General features: G+C 48.5%; 10 protein-coding genes and 1 pseudogene. 2 read left to right on the top strand and 9 right to left on the bottom strand.

Going from position 1 to position 16417, the window contains the following annotated elements; translation table 11 throughout:
* Window positions 1-70 precede the first annotated feature (70 nt).
* Entirely contained in the window at window positions 71-3955 is a 3885-nt protein-coding gene (purL, locus tag QZU58_RS02745; RefSeq protein WP_294494613.1) for a phosphoribosylformylglycinamidine synthase, read from the bottom strand.
* A gap of 402 nt (window positions 3956-4357) precedes the next feature.
* On the opposite strand from purL, the gene QZU58_RS02740 reads away from it, so the two are divergent.
* Window positions 4358-4498 (top strand): hypothetical protein, encoded by a 141-nt coding sequence (locus QZU58_RS02740; protein WP_157608040.1) that lies wholly within the window; start codon window positions 4358-4360, stop codon window positions 4496-4498.
* 413 nt (window positions 4499-4911) lie between these two features.
* A complete protein-coding gene (gene gdhA / locus QZU58_RS02735) occupies window positions 4912-6249 on the top strand; it encodes an NADP-specific glutamate dehydrogenase (RefSeq protein ID WP_294460585.1) in 1338 nt (445 codons plus the stop codon).
* A 143-nt stretch (window positions 6250-6392) separates the two neighbouring features.
* Here the strand turns inward: gdhA and codB are convergent, their stop codons facing one another.
* From codB to QZU58_RS02695, 8 genes and pseudogenes are all read right to left on the bottom strand, one after another.
* The gene (gene codB / locus QZU58_RS02730; RefSeq protein ID WP_294460589.1) at window positions 6393-7664 is read right to left on the bottom strand and encodes a cytosine permease; all 1272 of its coding nucleotides are present in this window, start codon (window positions 7662-7664) and stop codon (window positions 6393-6395) included.
* 322 nt (window positions 7665-7986) lie between these two features.
* The gene (locus QZU58_RS02725; RefSeq protein ID WP_294494610.1) at window positions 7987-8475 is read right to left on the bottom strand and encodes a YchJ family metal-binding protein; all 489 of its coding nucleotides are present in this window, start codon (window positions 8473-8475) and stop codon (window positions 7987-7989) included.
* Between the two features lie 324 nt (window positions 8476-8799).
* Window positions 8800-10386: pseudogene (gene der, locus QZU58_RS02720) on the bottom strand (ribosome biogenesis GTPase Der); the annotation flags it as partial.
* Window positions 10387-10499: 113 nt separating this feature from the next.
* Entirely contained in the window at window positions 10500-11702 is a 1203-nt protein-coding gene (bamB, locus tag QZU58_RS02715) for an outer membrane protein assembly factor BamB (RefSeq protein ID WP_294494604.1), read from the bottom strand.
* A gap of 47 nt (window positions 11703-11749) precedes the next feature.
* Window positions 11750-12517: a tetratricopeptide repeat protein gene (locus tag QZU58_RS02710; RefSeq protein ID WP_294494601.1), complete on the bottom strand. Its 768-nt coding sequence runs from the start codon at window positions 12515-12517 to the stop codon at window positions 11750-11752.
* 14 nt (window positions 12518-12531) lie between these two features.
* Window positions 12532-13800: a histidine--tRNA ligase gene (hisS, locus tag QZU58_RS02705; protein ID WP_294494599.1), complete on the bottom strand. Its 1269-nt coding sequence runs from the start codon at window positions 13798-13800 to the stop codon at window positions 12532-12534.
* A 167-nt stretch (window positions 13801-13967) separates the two neighbouring features.
* A complete protein-coding gene (gene ispG, locus QZU58_RS02700; protein WP_294494596.1) occupies window positions 13968-15056 on the bottom strand; it encodes a flavodoxin-dependent (E)-4-hydroxy-3-methylbut-2-enyl-diphosphate synthase in 1089 nt (362 codons plus the stop codon).
* Between the two features lie 3 nt (window positions 15057-15059).
* The gene (locus QZU58_RS02695) at window positions 15060-16406 is read right to left on the bottom strand and encodes a hypothetical protein (protein WP_294494594.1); all 1347 of its coding nucleotides are present in this window, start codon (window positions 16404-16406) and stop codon (window positions 15060-15062) included.
* Window positions 16407-16417 lie beyond the last annotated feature (11 nt).

Below are 16417 nucleotides of genomic sequence, written 5' to 3'. Positions count from 1 at the left end.
TCTTTATTTCCTGATACCGTACTTTCCCAGACGGGAAAGCACGGCATAAACATTTAAGAAAAACCCGCGGTTAGCCTAATGCCTTACGTGCGTTTCTGAATGCTCTCAACCAGGCACTGCCTTCACCCCAGTCATCAGGATGCCAGCTGTTTGACACGGTTCTCATGCTGCGTTCAGGATGAGGCATCATGATGGTTACACGACCGTCAGTGGTGGTGAGACCGGTAATACCTTCAGGTGAACCGTTAGGGTTTGCAGGATAACGTTCAGTTACGTTACCGTAGTTATCAATGTAACGTACGGCTACAAGACCGCTTTCTGAAACCTGTCTGAGGTGTGCGGCATCACGGTATTCTGAACGGCCTTCACCGTGAGATACGGCGATTGGCATGTGTGAGCCGGCCATGTCGGAGAAGAAGAGTGAAGGAGACTTCTGGATTTCAACCAGACTGAATCTTGCTTCAAATCTTTCTGATTCGTTACGTACGAAACGAGGCCATAATTCAGCACCAGGAATGATGTCCCTTAAGTTTGACATCATCTGACAGCCGTTACAGATACCTAAAGCCAGGGTGTCATTGCGCTTGAAGAATGATTCAAATTCATCACGGGCACGGGCATTGAAGAGGATGGACTTGGCCCAGCCTTCACCTGCACCGAGAACGTCACCGTAGGAGAAACCGCCGCATGCAGCGAGAGCATTGAAATCCTTAAGGGTAACGCGGGCATTCAGAATGTCTGACATGTGAACGTCGATACATTCAAAGCCTGCACGGTTGAATGCGGCAGCCATTTCGCCCTGTGAGTTAACGCCTTCTTCACGGAGAATTGCAATCTTAGGAGCCACGCCCTTGGCGATGTAAGGAGCCGCAACGTCTTCGTTAACATCAAATGTAAGCTTAACGTTGAGACCAGGATCCTTGTCATCTGACTTAGCCTTGAATTCACTTGCGGCACAGGCAGGATTATCTCTGAGAGCCTGCATGTGGTAAGTGGTTTCAGCCCAGATTGAACGGAAGTAGGTTCTGGTTTCATTGATAACGTCAGCACCGTTTCTTCTGAACACGATACGATCGTCACCGTTGAGGGTACCGATGGTAAAGATATTGTTGGCAAGGCCGTGACCTGAAAGAATGTTCTGAACATCTTCAACATGTTCCTTTCTTACCTGGATTACGGCACCGAGTTCTTCGTTAAAGAGAACTGCAAGGTCGTCACTGCCTAAGGTGTCGAGATCTACGGTAACACCGGTATGACCTGCGAACGCCATTTCAGCGATGGTAGTGAATAAACCGCCGTCTGACTTATCATGGTAAGCCATGATATAGCCCTTCTTATTGAGGAACTGAATTGCCTCAAAGAAGCCCTTGAGCTGTGAAGCGCTGTTAACATCAGGAGTTTCGTCACCGAGCTGCTTGTAAACCTGAGCCAGTGCTGAACCGCCGAGACGGTTTCTGCCGTTACCAAGATCGATGAATACGAGACTTGATTCACCGAGGTCAGTTCTTAACTGAGGAGTCTTGGTTAAACGTACGTCCTCAACACGGGCAAATGAACTGATGATGAGTGACAGAGGTGCGGTAATTTCACGATCTTCACCGTCCTGAGTCCACTTGGTCTTCATTGACATTGAATCCTTACCTACAGGTACGGTAATGCCGAGAGCAGGACAGAGCTCTTCACCTACTGCCTTAACGGCGGCATATAAACCGGCGTCTTCACCAGGGTGACCGGCAGCAGCCATCCAGTTTGCAGACAGCTTAACTCTTTCGATGTCACCAATGTATGCGGCAGCAATGTTGGTGATTGATTCAGCTACGGCCATGCGTGCGGAAGCGGCATAGTCAAGAAGTGCAACAGGAGTTCTTTCACCCATTGCCATTGCTTCACCATAGTAGGTGTCGTATGAAGCCGCGGTTACACCGCAGTCTGCAACAGGAACCTGCCATGGACCCACCATCTGGTCACGGGTTACGAGACCGGTTACGGTTCTGTCACCGATGGTGATGAGGAAGGTCTTTTCCGCAACTGCAGGGAGACGCAGAATGCGTTCTGCGGCAGCCTTCGGAGTTACGCCTTCGAGATCAAGCTTCTTACCTTCAGCCTTTAAGGTCTTAACATTCTTGTGCATGCGAGGAGGCTTTCCGAGAAGCACGTCAAGAGGAAGGTCGATAGGCTTGTTGTTAAAGTGTTCATCGTTCAGAACCAGACGGCGTTCTTCGGTAGCGGTACCCACTACGGCGAAGTTTGCACGTTCACGCTTACAGATCTTTTCAAAGGTTTCGTACTGTTCGGCACTTACGGCAAGAACATAACGTTCCTGAGATTCGTTACACCAGAGTTCGTACGGAGACATGCCTGGTTCATCGTTTGGAACCTTGCGCAGTTCAAAGATACCGCCGCGGTTACCGTCATTTACGAGTTCAGGGAGAGCGTTTGAAAGACCGCCGGCACCAACGTCGTGAATAAAGAGGATAGGATTGTTCTCACCCATCTGCCAGCACACGTCGATAACTTCCTGACAACGGCGTTCCATTTCAGGGTTGTCACGCTGTACAGATGCGAAATCCAGATCCTCGGCTGACTGACCGCTGGTCATTGATGATGCGGCACCGCCACCGAGACCGATATTCATTGCAGGACCGCCGAGAACAATAAGCTTGGCACCTACAGGAATAACGCCCTTCTGAATGTGTTCGTTTCTGATGTTACCGAGACCGCCTGCAAGCATGATAGGCTTGTGATAGCCGCGGATTTCACGACCGTTATGGCTGTCTACTGATTCTTCATAGGTTCTGAAGTAACCGTTGATGTTAGGACGGCCGAATTCGTTGTTGAAGCCTGCAGCTCCCAGAGGACCGTCAATCATGATGTCCAGAGCGCTGTCAATACGGTTTGGCTTACCGAAGTCGGTTTCCCAAGGCTGTTCAAATCCAGGAATACGGAGGTTTGACACGCTGAAACCGCACATACCTGCCTTTGGCTTTGAACCCACACCGGTTGCACCTTCGTCACGGATTTCACCGCCTGAACCGGTAGCTGCACCAGGGTATGGAGAAATGGCGGTAGGATGATTGTGAGTTTCAACCTTCATTAAAATCTGAATAGGTTCCTGATGGAAGCTGTAGGTGTGGCTTTCAGGATCCGGGAAGAATCTGCCTGCAACGGAACCTTCCATTACGGCTGCGTTGTCCTTATAGGCACTCAGCACGTAATCGTGATTCTTTTCATAGGTGTTCTTTATCATCTTGAATAAAGACTTTTCCTGAGGAACACCGTCGATTACCCAGTCTGCATTGAACACCTTATGACGGCAGTGTTCGGAGTTTGCCTGGGCAAACATGTAAAGTTCAACGTCGTTAGGATTACGGCCGAGAGCGGTAAAGCTCTTTACCAGATAATCCATTTCGTCATCGGAAAGTGCCAGACCGAGTTCAACGTTTGCCTTTTCAAGAGCGGCCTTGCCCTGTCCTAAAATGTCAACTGAAACAAGAGGCTTAGGATCCTGGGTACCGAAAAGCTGTTCGGCATCGTTAAGATTGGTAAACACCTGCTCCATCATGCGGTCATGAATCAGAGGCAGAATTTCATCAGCGCAGCCGCTGCTTTCACCTTCAATGTAGTAGGCAATACCTCTTTCGAGTCTGATGATCTTTGATAATGCACAGTTATGGGCAATATCGGTAGCCTTTGATGACCATGGAGAAATGGTTCCCAGGCGTGGAGTAACCACGTAAAGAGTACCCTTGGTTTCACTTTCATTAATATGTGGACCGTAAGTTAAGAGCTTAACCAGTACGTCTCTTTCCTGTTCGGTTAAAGGAGCACTGACATTGGCAAAATGAACGTATTCCGCATATACGGAATTGATCTTTAATCCCTTTTCCGCAAAACCGGATAAAAGCTTTTTGGTACGGAATTCAGAAAGAGCCGGAGCACCGTGTAAAATTTCCATAAGACTTCTCAATTTGAACGTATACAACAATCCGTGCATGGCACGGATTAAAGAAAAAAGTTAGTGATAAAAAACATGGTAATTATAGTTAAAATTGTGATAAAAGTACACATTAATGATGTACGGTTACGTCATTACATGTTATTCACGCGACAAATCGGATAAGATGCCGAATCCGGTAATAATAATTAACAAACCGTAAAGATAGTAGTATACTCTTTACCCGAATTTTCCGGGCGAACCCCAAATATCATTCCCGCAAACGGACCTTCCGGGTATCGGACACCGGCAGAGTGCCTGAAACCGGGGCTTTCGGCATTTTTACCTTTCCGTTCAGCCGTGCGGCACATGCATTCCCGGAGTTATTCGGCAAATAAAATTACAGAATAAAGGATTACAGCCATGAAAAGAGGATTGAAACTCTCCAGATTTACAGCAAGCAGACTGTCCAAACACAGAGTTCCGTCACTTGTTGCCAAGCGCAGAAACAGACAGCGCCGTCATGTTCTTTATACCATTCATTTTGAAAAGACCGAAGTTTAATGTCTGTTTTTCAGAATAAGACAATTCAGTCCCCGGACGTCCGGGGAGCGGACCGGAAAAAATCATTTTTTCCGGTCTTTTGTTTTCCAGAGGCTCCCGGTTAAAAAAACGTATTTTTCATACCGTTTTTGCTGTTCACAAAACAAACATTATTGTATAAATATTCATATTTACGCATAATTATTCATTTACCCAAAAACACTTCCTGCCATTGATAATCAGGCATTTTCACCGATTTTACGGATAATTGTCACCGAAAATAATTCGGACTTTTAATCATAAATTCTTGACATTTTATGCAATTAAAAAAATAATATGTATTTGCGTGTATTTTGGTTATTGCCAGATGTTGTTGCACACATATTTTTAGGTATTAACAAAATCCAGATAAATAACTTTTAGGATAACAAAATATGAAATTATTAAAGCCTGTAATGGACAGCGTTTTAGCCCGCAATCCAAACCAGCCTGAATTCCACCAGGCAGTTCAGGAAGTTTTAGAAACTCTTGAACCAGTTTTAGAAAAGCACCCAGAATGGGTAAAGGCCGGCATCATGGATCGTTTAGTTGAACCTGAACGTCAGATCATGTTCCGTGTACCTTGGGTTGACGACAACGGTAATGTACAGGTTAACCGCGGTTTCCGTGTTCAGTTCAACAGCGCTATCGGACCTTACAAGGGCGGTATCCGTTTCCATCCTTCAGTAAACTTAAGTATCATCAAGTTCTTAGGTTTCGAACAGATTTTCAAGAACAGCCTTACCACTCTCCCTATCGGTGGCGGTAAGGGTGGTTCAGACTTCGATCCAAAGGGCAAGTCTGACCGTGAAATCATGGCTTTCTGCCAGAGCTTCATGACCGAATTATCAAAGCACATCGGTGCTGATACCGACGTTCCAGCCGGTGATATCGGTGTTGGTGGTCGTGAAATCGGCTTCATGTACGGCCAGTACAAGCGTTTACGTAACGAATTCACCGGCGTATTAACCGGTAAGGGCCTCGGTTGGGGTGGTTCACTTGCTCGTACCGAAGCTACCGGTTTCGGTCTCTGCTACTTCATGAAGGAAGCTCTCGAAGCTAACGGTAAGAGCTTCAAGGGTGCTACCACCGTTATCTCCGGTTCAGGTAACGTAGCTATCTACGCTGCTGAAAAGGCAACTGAACTCGGCGCTAAGGTTGTTGCAATGAGTGACTCAAACGGTTACATCTACGATGCTAACGGTATTGACCTCAAGTTAATTCACGAACTCAAGGAAGTTAAGCGTGCACGTATCAAGGAATACGTAACCGTTCATCCTGAAGCTAAGTACGTTGAAGGCTGCCGTAACATTTGGGACGTTAAGTGTGATATCGCTCTCCCATGTGCTACCCAGAACGAAATCGACGCTGACAGCGCTAAGAAGCTCATCGCTAACGGTACCTGGGCTGTTGGTGAAGGTGCTAACATGCCTTCAACCAATGAAGCTATCGCTGTTTACCAGAACGCTAAGATCATCTTCGGACCAGCTAAGGCTGCAAACGCTGGTGGTGTAGCTACCTCTGCTCTCGAAATGAGCCAGAACTCACAGCGTCTTGAATGGACCTTCGAAGAAGTTGATTCTAAGCTCCAGCAGATCATGAAGAGCATCTACAAGGCTGCTTCTTCTGCAGCTGAAGAATACACCGGTGATAAGAACAACCTCGTTGCAGGTGCTAACATCGCTGGTTTCGTTAAGGTTGCCAAGGCTATGTACGCTCAGGGTATCGTTTAATACCTGCGTATCTGATGCATTAGTCATCTGAAACATACTGAAAAGGTCTCACCTTTGTGAGACCTTTTCTTTTTCAGACTTCACCTGTCTTATTCCTTCCCATATGACTCCGGGTAGCGGAAACTCTTATACCCCCGTACGCATCATTTGTCCGCAGCATGGGCGGCACGGAATCTCTTTTCAGCAATCTGACAGACAAACCACACAACGGCAGCCGTAATTATGGCATTAACCCCGCTGTTTCCGTATTTTATGAAATTACCGGCGAGAAGCCCAAGTATGGTTCCTGCCAGTGCGGGAATTCGGCAGATCGAATCAGGTGCTCCCCCGACGTACTTATGAGGGTAAAAGAAATAGTCCAGAATCATGATTATGCCGATTGCGGGAAGCGTGGCACTTAAAATGAGAAGCCATGACACGAAATTACTGTAAAGCCAGAAGGCACACACCGTTCCCACGACTCCGCCTGCCAGAACCATTTTCTTCTTTCTTACCGTAAAGATATTGGAAAGACCGAGACCTGCAGAATACAGAGCATTGTCGTTGGTTGTCCAGATATTGGCACCGAGAACCACGAACGCTGACAGAACCAGTCCCTGAGCAATCATGACGTAGAATATGTCATCCTTACCGGTAACGGCCCCGCCCACTGCTCCGAAAATCAGCATCAGTGAATTCCCCAAAAGGAAGGCAGCCACGGTAGATATCACGGCACTTTTTGAGGTTCGGGCAAACCTTGTGAAATTCGGAGTGGAACACCCTCCGGAAACAAAGCTTCCTATAACCATGCCAACCAGTGCATTCAGATTATGGATTACCGGATGATTGCTGAAAATATCCGAACAACCGTGAGTTCCCTCCATGGCAAGATAAATGGACCACATTCCCAGCACTATAATCAGCGGAACGGCTATATAGCTTATAATCTCCAGTCCCTTGAATCCGACATATGCCGACGCCGTCATGCATACCCCGGCACAGGCGATGATAACGTATGGAGAACAGCCGAAATATTCCGCCACGGGCTGGGAAAACATTGCCGAACAGACACCGAACCATCCGATCTGGGTAACGGAGATTATAAGTGAAGGAAATTTTGAACCTGTTGTGCCGAAAGACCTCCTGGCAAGCTGGTCAAAGGTCATCCCGGTTCTGGAACCTATAAAGGCAAGCAATCCCGTAAAGATCGCCAGAAAGATTCCGCCGAGTATAAGAGCCAGAACAAATTCGGTCATGTCAGCGCCCACCCCCATCTTGGCCCCGACATTCATACCTGTGGAATTAAAGGTAAATCCCATCATTACAAAGAGAAGCGGAATGAATCCCTTTCTGGCCGAAAGTGGAACAGGCTCAAAGGAATAGTCACCGTCAACTTCGCTGCGTGCGACGTCACCGCCGTCAGTATCTTTATTCATGACGCACCTGCCTTATAAGCTCTCCTGCTAACAGAGAGAATCCCTCAGAAAAAACGATACCGGCATTACTCGGTACCGTGCATTAATACCATGTCCATAAGATTATCTTATCTAATGCCTGACGCATTTCCCGAAAAAATCATGTGCTCAACTGACGCTTTTTTGATGAAGGTCTAGCAATCGGTAAAAAGAGAATCGGAGAAAGAATTTTAAGCCATCTGTCCCCGAGTCCGCTAAAAGACAAACGGAGCCACCTGTATGGTGATGAGAGGATTCGTTATCCTCTCAGTTATCCTTAATGGAGGAAACGTTACGGTTTTATTCAGCCTGCAATCAGGTCAAGCTCGGCCCGTACGGTATCTGCAGAATCAAGTTCAGGCGGCAGTGCGTTCATGTCCGTATTTTCCGCCTCATCGGTATAGAACCATCTTCCGTCTTCAAATACGAAGTTGGACACGCAGGTGCTTCTGACAACTCCTGATGCATCCCGGTATGACAGTTCATACCTGATCATGGCCTCGGTTCGTCCCGGATTAACCAGTACTCCGTTAACCTTGAGCCTTATCCACTTACCGCCGTTCTTTATTTCCCTGCTGAATTTTTTGGCAGTGGTATCCGGTCTGAAATCAGGATGCCAGGTCTTTAACAGATATTCCCCGTTGCTTTCACAGAATGCGCTGTAACGGCTCATCAGCACCTCCAGCGGAGATCTGTCCGTAACCCTGGCTCCTGTATGATACAGACCGCAGCAGCTGCGGTAATCCTTTCCGGTAAGACCACAGTGACATATGTTCTTTTTAATTACAGCCATGTTTTTTCCTTTTAATAATCCAGAATACTACAGTCCGTGTTCAGCATGCCCGAAGATCATGAACAGACTCTTTTATCCATTTAAGACTGACTGAGCACTGTCGGCAAATTGAGACATCTTTAAGTTCACCAGAGCCCTGAAAAAACACGGACCTGTCCGCATTCACCGATCTCACGTAAGCGTAATGAATCTGCCTCTCATTACAGTCAAAGTCCCGACTCTTACCGGAGCCGGGACCTTATCAGCGATTAGGCAAACCTGAAAAGCCGTGCCTTACTTCTTCTTTTTACGATCTCTTTTCGCCTTCTTCACAAAGTCCATCATACGCTTGCGCTTTCTGATCTGACTCTGGGTAAGTTTATTCTTCTTACCTTCAAACGGATTCTCACTGTCATGGAATTCCAGACTTATCGGAGTACCGATGATGTGCAGGCTCTTACGGTAGTAATTATTCAGGTAACGCTTGTAGGCATCGGTCAGATCACCTGTCTTGTTACCGTGAATGATAATACGCGGAGGATTGTAACCGCCGGCATGGGCATACTTGAGCTTAACGCGGCGACCGTTGGATAGCGGAGGCTGAAGCTCCTGGGTGGCCATGGTCAGAATGCGGTTGAGCTTGGAGGTACTTACTCGGGTGGTTGCTGATCTGTAGGCACTGAGAATGGATTCAAACAGATGTCCTACACCGGTACCGTGCAGTGCGGAAATAAAGTGTATTTCGGCAAAGTCAACGAAGCCCAAACGGAGTTCAAGATCCTGCTTAACCTTTTCCTTCACGTCCTTATCAAGTCCGTCCCACTTGTTAACGGCGATAACCAGTGAACGGCCACTCTGAATGATAAAGCTTAAAAGGCTAAGGTCCTGATCGGTTACGCCCGCATTGGCATCGATTACCAGAATGGTAACGTTACTGTCCTCAATCGCCTGAAGGGTTTTAACCACGGAGAACTTTTCCACTGCCTCGTTAACCTTCTTGCGCTTACGGACACCGGCAGTATCTATTACGATGTATTCCTGATCATCCTTCTTAAGAGGAATGTAGATGGAATCACGTGTTGTACCGGGCATATCGAACACGATAACGCGGTCCTCTCCGAGGAGACGGTTGGTTAAGGTTGACTTACCTACGTTAGGACGTCCGACAATGGCAAATTTTACAGGAAGATCGGAGAATGAACCGTCATGCTCTTCCTTCTCTTCGGCCTTTGCCGCTGCTTCATCATTACCTGAACCTTCACCTTCTGACTCGTTGGCATCACCGCCGTTCTGATGACGCTTCTTCCAGGCATGCCAGTCGAAACCGCCGGCTTCCTTGTCCATCGGAACATTGTCCAGGAATTCAAAGCCCTTTTCCCATTTGATTACGTCCGGATCATCAAAAGGCCCCGCTTCAGGAAGAAGATGCTCTTCACCGTCAGAAAGAACCGGTGCCAGCACTTCGTCAAGAAGGGAACTGAGACCGCGGCCGTGGCTTGCGGAAATAGGATAAATATTAGGAATACCCAGAGCATACAGTTCTGCAGTTGCCACGTCTGAATCAAGACCGTCAATTTTGTTTGCTACCAGTACGGTCTTTTTCTGGTGACGTCTGACATAATCGGCGATCATGTAGTCACCTGAGGTGAGACCGTTTCTGGCATCAACCAGGAAGAAAACAAGATCGGCCTCGTCAATGGCCAGCAGGGACTGCTCGGCCATATGGGTTTCAATACCCTCTTCACTGCCGTCAATACCGCCTGTATCAATCAGGATATATTCACTGTCATTATAAATTGCGCGGCCATATTTTCTGTCACGGGTAAGTCCCGGAAAATCAGCCACAAGCGCATCACGCGTTTTGGTTAAACGGTTAAACAATGTGGACTTACCCACATTCGGACGACCTACTAAAGCAACAACCTTGGACACAATCTGTTTCCTCATAATAATCAAAAAACTGGCTTATCCGCAGGATAAGCCGGTTCGGTTAATTTTTAATTTATTCACGGAATAACATGCACGGCAACACGGTACCGGACATACTATTCTTCTTTTTTCTCTTCAATGTCAACGGCGTAAAGAGTTCCGTCTCTTGACTGGAGATAGAGATAATCATCATCGCTTACCGGAGCGGCATAGAGGCCGCTGGAGTCAATCATGCGCATTGACTTGATTTCTCCGGTCGCATCATCCAGCAAATAAACATACCCCTCATAATCCCCTACAACCACATGACGCTTGAAATAAGCCGGCGCCGTAACGCCACGGTAGGTAAGACGGGTATTTGCCCATCTCTGGGTTCCGTCAACCCTGATGATGGAGTAGACATGACCGGATACGTCGGTAAGGGCGATATCGGTTGAGTCACTTGCCAGATCAAGACATGACGAATACTGTCTCTTCCACATTGAACTGAATTCAGGTATCAGGAATCCCTGGAAGTTACCGTTGAAAGCCACTGAGTACACTTCATTCATAATGCTGAGCGGTGTACTGTTCACGTCATTGAGACGTGCAATTCTGGTTGCACCGTTTGCATTATTAACATTCAGCTGATGAATAAGTACGCCTGTCTCCTGCGAAACGATGTTGACCTTACCGTTTGAGGTTCCGTAGATGACAACCTGGTCGGAAATCGCAACCGGGTTACTGTCTCCGCGCAGGGAAACGGTATTGCCGTCATTACCGTTGGCCCAGATTTTTTCTCCGGTCTCGGAATTGAAGGCGAGGAGCTGACCGGTAATCGTCAGAACGAATACCTTGTCATATCCGGCTGCCGGAGCTGCCATGACCTCCTGCCCTACTTCAGTCTTCCATTTCAGGGTGCCTTCCTCGGCATCGATGGCGTACAGATAGCCGTTTTCACTGGTAACGTAAAGAGTACCGTACTGAAGGACCAGACCTCCTGACAGACGGGCTGAACGACGATCGTCATTCTCATCCTCATCATCAAGATCAATATGCCATTCCCTTGAACCGGTCTCCCTGTCAAGTGCGAACACGTCACCGTTTCGTGAGGCCGCATATACCTTAACCTCATCCACCGCAGGCGTAAGTCTGGTATAGTAATTGCCGACACCTGAACCTACGGATGCACTCCATACGACAGTGGTTTCGACACTGTTGGTCACAATTGGAGCCGATACCGGCTTATACACGTCGACATCGGTGGAACAGCCTGCCGCAAGTGCCGACAGTGCTAATACCGTCCCTGAAATAAACTGCTTTTTAAAAAAGCTGAACATCTGATAATTCTCTTAACTCAAAATCCCTGCACATAACCGGTTACGGCTTACTGCTTTGCTGAGGCTTCCGCTTCAACAGTCTTTGCCGCAGCTTCTGCCGCATCATCGGCAACGGTATCTTTGACAGCAGCTTCAGCCGCAGGTTCAGTCACCTGTGCGGCATTTTTAGCGGCAGGCACACCCTTAACGGCATTGAGGGCATCCCTCTTCATCTTAACCACGGTGGTATCTTCATCTGCCTTGGCATATGAAAGAGCTTCATCGTAGTACTTGAAAGCGGCATTAAGGTCGCCTGAAGCATAAGCGGCATCCCCCCTTAATGAGGTAACTTCAAATCTGAATGAGTCATTGTTTCTGACTGCATTGAGAACGGCAACGGCATCATCAAACTTCTTGAGTTCAATGTCGATTCTGGCAATTCTTAAACGAACCACGTCATCAAGAATTGAATCCTTTGCGGCACCGAGACTGCCGTTTAACAGATCGGCGGCTTCCTGATACTTCTTTTCGCTTACAAACTGCTTTGCCAGTGAAAGAGCTGCGAGCTGACTGTATACGTCGTTACCGTGTTCACCGATGAAAGCCTTGACTTCGGCAACGTTCTTTTCATCAGCCATATTGGTGTTCATTACAACCCCATAGAAATCCACGGCATTCTGATATCTGATTTTTCTGGTATGGTCTCTGTACCAGAACACGGCGGTAATAATGACGAATGCCAGAATAACGCCCATGGCAATACTCTTCCAGTTATCATGCCACCACTTGCGAAGTTCTTCTTCTCTCTGTTGTGCATCAGCCTCAAAAACGTCCATTTATTATACTCCTGTTAAAATACGCTCTTAAAATAAGCAGCTGCTGCCGCCATTTCCACAGTCTGCTGTTCACCTGAACGCAGATCCTTGATACTAAGTACCCGGTTGTTTATTTCATCATCACCGATGATTACCGCAAAACGGGCACCTGACTTATCGGCATGGGCCATCTGTTTCTTGAACTTGCCGCCGCCGCAGTGTGTCATTATACCCAAACCCGGCAGTGCCTTTCTAAGATCAAGGGCAAGCTTTAACTGCTGACGTTCAGGTTCTTCGCCCATGGCACAGATCATGATGTCAACCGCAGGCTTACGCTGAACAAGCTGCAGGGTTTCAAGAAGAAGAATCATTCTTTCAAGACCTACGGCAAAACCAATCGCCGGAGTGCTCTGACCGCCAAGCTGCTCCACCAGTCCGTCGTAACGGCCACCGCCGCACACGGTACCCTGTGAACCGAGAGCATCGGTAACCCATTCAAACACGGTAAGATTGTAGTAATCAAGACCGCGGACCAGACGGCTGTTGAGCTCGTACTTAATGCCCAGATTTTCAAGTCTTGAGCACAGTCCCTCAAAATGAGCCCTGGTCTCCTCCCCGAAATAATCGCTTAACTTCGGAGCGTCCTTAAGTACGGCGATAACATCCTCATTCTTGGTATCAAGAACTCTGAGAGGATTGGTGTACATTCTGCGCTTGCAGTCTTCATCAAGAACATCCTGGTGCTTTTCAAGGAATGCAACCAGGGCATCCCTGTATGCGGCACGCTCTTCGGAGGAGCCGAGGGAATTAAGCTGCAGGCTTACGTGTTCGGTAAGACCGAGCTTTGCCAGAACTTCTGCGGTAAAGGCAATGATTTCAGCATCGATATCCGGTCCCTTCAGTCCGAACACCTCACAGCCGAACTGATGGAACTGACGGTAGCGGCCCTTCTGAGGTCTTTCGTGACGGAACATCGGTCCGGTGTACCAGAGTCTCTGTTCCTGACCGTGAATGAGGGAGTTCTCAAGACATGCCCTCACACAGCCGGCAGTACCCTCAGGTCTTAATGACAGTGAATCACCGTCGCGGTCGTTGAAGGTATACATTTCCTTTTCGACCACATCGGTAACCTCACCGATTGCCCTGCAGAACAGTCCGGTCTTTTCAACGATAGGGAAACGGATTTCACTGAAACCGAAAGAGGCTGCGGTTGATTTAAGAACCGCTTCAACCTGCTGCCACATACTGCTGTCCTGAGGCAGAAGATCATTCATACCTCTGATTGCGTTAATTTTAACCGCCACTTTATCTAGCTTCCTTTAAAAACATTATTCAAACCATATAATCACAAAATCATTGTGAGCCGGAAACATGTCCGGCTCACGGAACCTTTCGGCCGGGATCTGCCGGTTTTATTATTTTTCCGCATCGCCTTCCGATGCGCACCGGTAAGGATCCCGAAGTCCCCGGGCTAGGCCTGCTTTTTCGCAAGGTATGCCCTTATTCTCCTTTCCAGCTCATCAATAAGCTGTTCATTCGGAATTCTGTCAAGCCGTTCGCCATCCTCGTAGTAATAGCTTTTTTCCGCGGCACCGCATACTCCGAGATTAGCCCTTGAAGCCTCACCCGGACCGTTAACCACACAGCCCATGACGGCCACGTTCAGTGATTCGGTAACGTCTCCGAGTCTCTTTTCCAGCTCGTTCACCGTTCCGATAACGTCAAAGCCGCGACGGGAACAGGTAGGACACGCAATGAAATTAATACCTCTGGTACGCAGCTTCATCACCTTCAGAATGTCAAAGGCCACTCTTACCTCTTCTACCGGATCAGCCGCAAGAGACACACGCATGGTATCACCGATACCTTCCTTAAGTAACCAGGAAAGGCCGATGGCACTCATAACAGAGCCTTTTCTGAAGCCGCCTGCCTCGGTTATGCCGAGATGCAGCGGCTGCTCGATCTTCTGACTCAGGAGCTTATAGGCCTCGTATGCCACAAACACGTCTGATGCCTTAACGCTAATCTTGAAATCCGGGAAATCAAGATGCTCAAGGATTCCGATGTGATGCATGGCTGACTCAACCAGCGCTTCCGGAGTAGGCTCACCGTAGCGTTCAAGAATATCCTTCTCGAGAGAACCGGCATTAACGCCGATTCTGATTGGAATACCGTGCTCCCTGGCTGAGGAAACCACGGCACGCACCTTTTCGTCACTGCCGATGTTGCCCGGATTTATGCGCAGACAGTCAGCACCGTAATCGGCTACCTTGAGGGCAATGCGGTAATCAAAGTGAATGTCGGCAACCACCGGAATCGGTGAGCCGGCCCTGATTTCCTTAAAGGCCTCAGCAGCCTTGAGCGTCGGCACGCTGACGCGCACTATATCCGCTCCCGCTTCGGCAATTGCCCTTATCTGGGCAATTGTGCCGTCGATGTCGGTGGTATCGGTATTGGTCATACTCTGAACCGAAATCGGGGCATCACCGCCGACCGGTACGTTTCCTACCATGATACGTCTGGTTTTACGTCTCTTAATCTGTTCCGTTAATGTAATCATGACTTACTGTACAGCCTCTGTAATCACAACCTGACTTGCACGTCTCTTTATTTCAGCCTGGTCGGTAATCTTCGGTCCGACGACACCGCTCTTTGCGCTGTTTCCTGATGAAACGGCCGCACCGGTGCTCTTAGGAGCCGCAGGCTTCTTCTGATAGCCCATTTCATCTGCAAGAGATACCACCTGACCTGACTTGAGACTGCCTGATTTCACGCCGGAAGCAGCAGTCTTAGGCGCAGTTGCGGTCTGGCTCTGAACAGGCTTCTGAACAGGCTTCTGGGCAGGCTTTGCGCTCTGCTTTGACGCAGATGTCTGAGATGCGCGGGCAGGTTTCTGATATCCGAGTTCATCGGCCAGTGATACAACCTGACCGGACTTGAGTCCGGTTGATTTTGCCGGCGCTGCGGTCTGAGTTCTGGTCTGAGCCTTACGTTCAGCACCTGCGGCTGTATTCTGAACCGCGGACTTGGATGTGCTTACCGCTGTCTTTGCAGTCTCACTGCGTGATGCGTTCTGAGGCTTAACCTCCTTTCTGACGTCAGCAGTTTTTTCAGGCTGACGGGCAGGCTGATGCTGAACTGCATTACCTGCGGCAGGAACGGTTTTGGCGACAGGAGCACCTGCGGTTCCGGTCTTTCTTACCGTCTCGGTTCTTGGTGCGGCAACAACCGGAGCCTCAGACGGCTCAACGTCAGGAAGACTTTCAAATCTGATTTCCTCTTCAACGATTACGTCACCGCTTTCAGGACCGACAACCACCCCGGAAGCCGCCTTCTGCTGAGCAGGAGCAGTCACTGCGGTCTGTTCAGGTTCCTTAGGCATGGTGTCTGCCATCTGCACCTTAGGAGCAGCCGGCTGCTGCGCGGCTGGGGCCTGCTGAACAAGAGGAACCTCCACCGTCTGCGGAGTATTTGCTGCAGGAAGCTCTATCACGCCGCTGCCACCGTTCTGCGGAATCTGCAGAACACCGTTTTCAGGTGCAGCGTTATCATTCTTTCCTGAACCGGAGGTCAGTGCCAGAATGGCTGCCGCCAGCAGGCCGAGAACCACGGCACCGCCCACATAAACCTTTCTGTCAATAACGTAGGTTTCGCCTGATGCGCCCTGGATCTGTCTTATCTTGTTGATTTCATCCACGCCGATGTCGACGGACAGGTATTTTGCATATGCGAGACAGTCACCAAGCTTAAGATGACCGAAACGCCCCTTTTCCATATCGTTAAGCAGATAACTTCTGATGTTTAACTGCTCTGAAGCCGTTGTGAGGGAAACATTGTTTCTTTCACGTGCTTCCCTGTACATGTTGCCGAGAAGCTGGGCAGCTTCGCTGCCTGCACTGTTGTTTATCATTTTCCGTTTAA

This window comes from uncultured Ruminobacter sp., from assembly GCA_902764345.1.
In the GTDB taxonomy this organism is placed as follows: domain Bacteria; phylum Pseudomonadota; class Gammaproteobacteria; order Enterobacterales; family Succinivibrionaceae; genus Ruminobacter.
This window is presented reverse-complemented; position numbering and strand designations above follow the sequence as displayed.

Excerpts from the sequence above, each read along its gene's own strand:
- bamB (WP_294494604.1), bottom strand. The coding sequence starts at position 11,702 with ATGTTCAGCTTTTTTAAAAAGCAGTTTATTTCAGGGACGGTATTAGCA.
- QZU58_RS02740 (WP_157608040.1), top strand. The coding sequence starts at position 4,358 with ATGAAAAGAGGATTGAAACTCTCCAGATTTACAGCAAGCAGACTGTCC.
- codB (WP_294460589.1), bottom strand. The coding sequence starts at position 7,664 with ATGAATAAAGATACTGACGGCGGTGACGTCGCACGCAGCGAAGTTGAC.
- purL (WP_294494613.1), bottom strand. The coding sequence starts at position 3,955 with ATGGAAATTTTACACGGTGCTCCGGCTCTTTCTGAATTCCGTACCAAA.
- QZU58_RS02695 (WP_294494594.1), bottom strand. The coding sequence starts at position 16,406 with ATGATAAACAACAGTGCAGGCAGCGAAGCTGCCCAGCTTCTCGGCAAC.
- QZU58_RS02725 (WP_294494610.1), bottom strand. The coding sequence starts at position 8,475 with ATGGCTGTAATTAAAAAGAACATATGTCACTGTGGTCTTACCGGAAAG.
- QZU58_RS02710 (WP_294494601.1), bottom strand. The coding sequence starts at position 12,517 with ATGGACGTTTTTGAGGCTGATGCACAACAGAGAGAAGAAGAACTTCGC.
- ispG (WP_294494596.1), bottom strand. The coding sequence starts at position 15,056 with ATGATTACATTAACGGAACAGATTAAGAGACGTAAAACCAGACGTATC.
- gdhA (WP_294460585.1), top strand. The coding sequence starts at position 4,912 with ATGAAATTATTAAAGCCTGTAATGGACAGCGTTTTAGCCCGCAATCCA.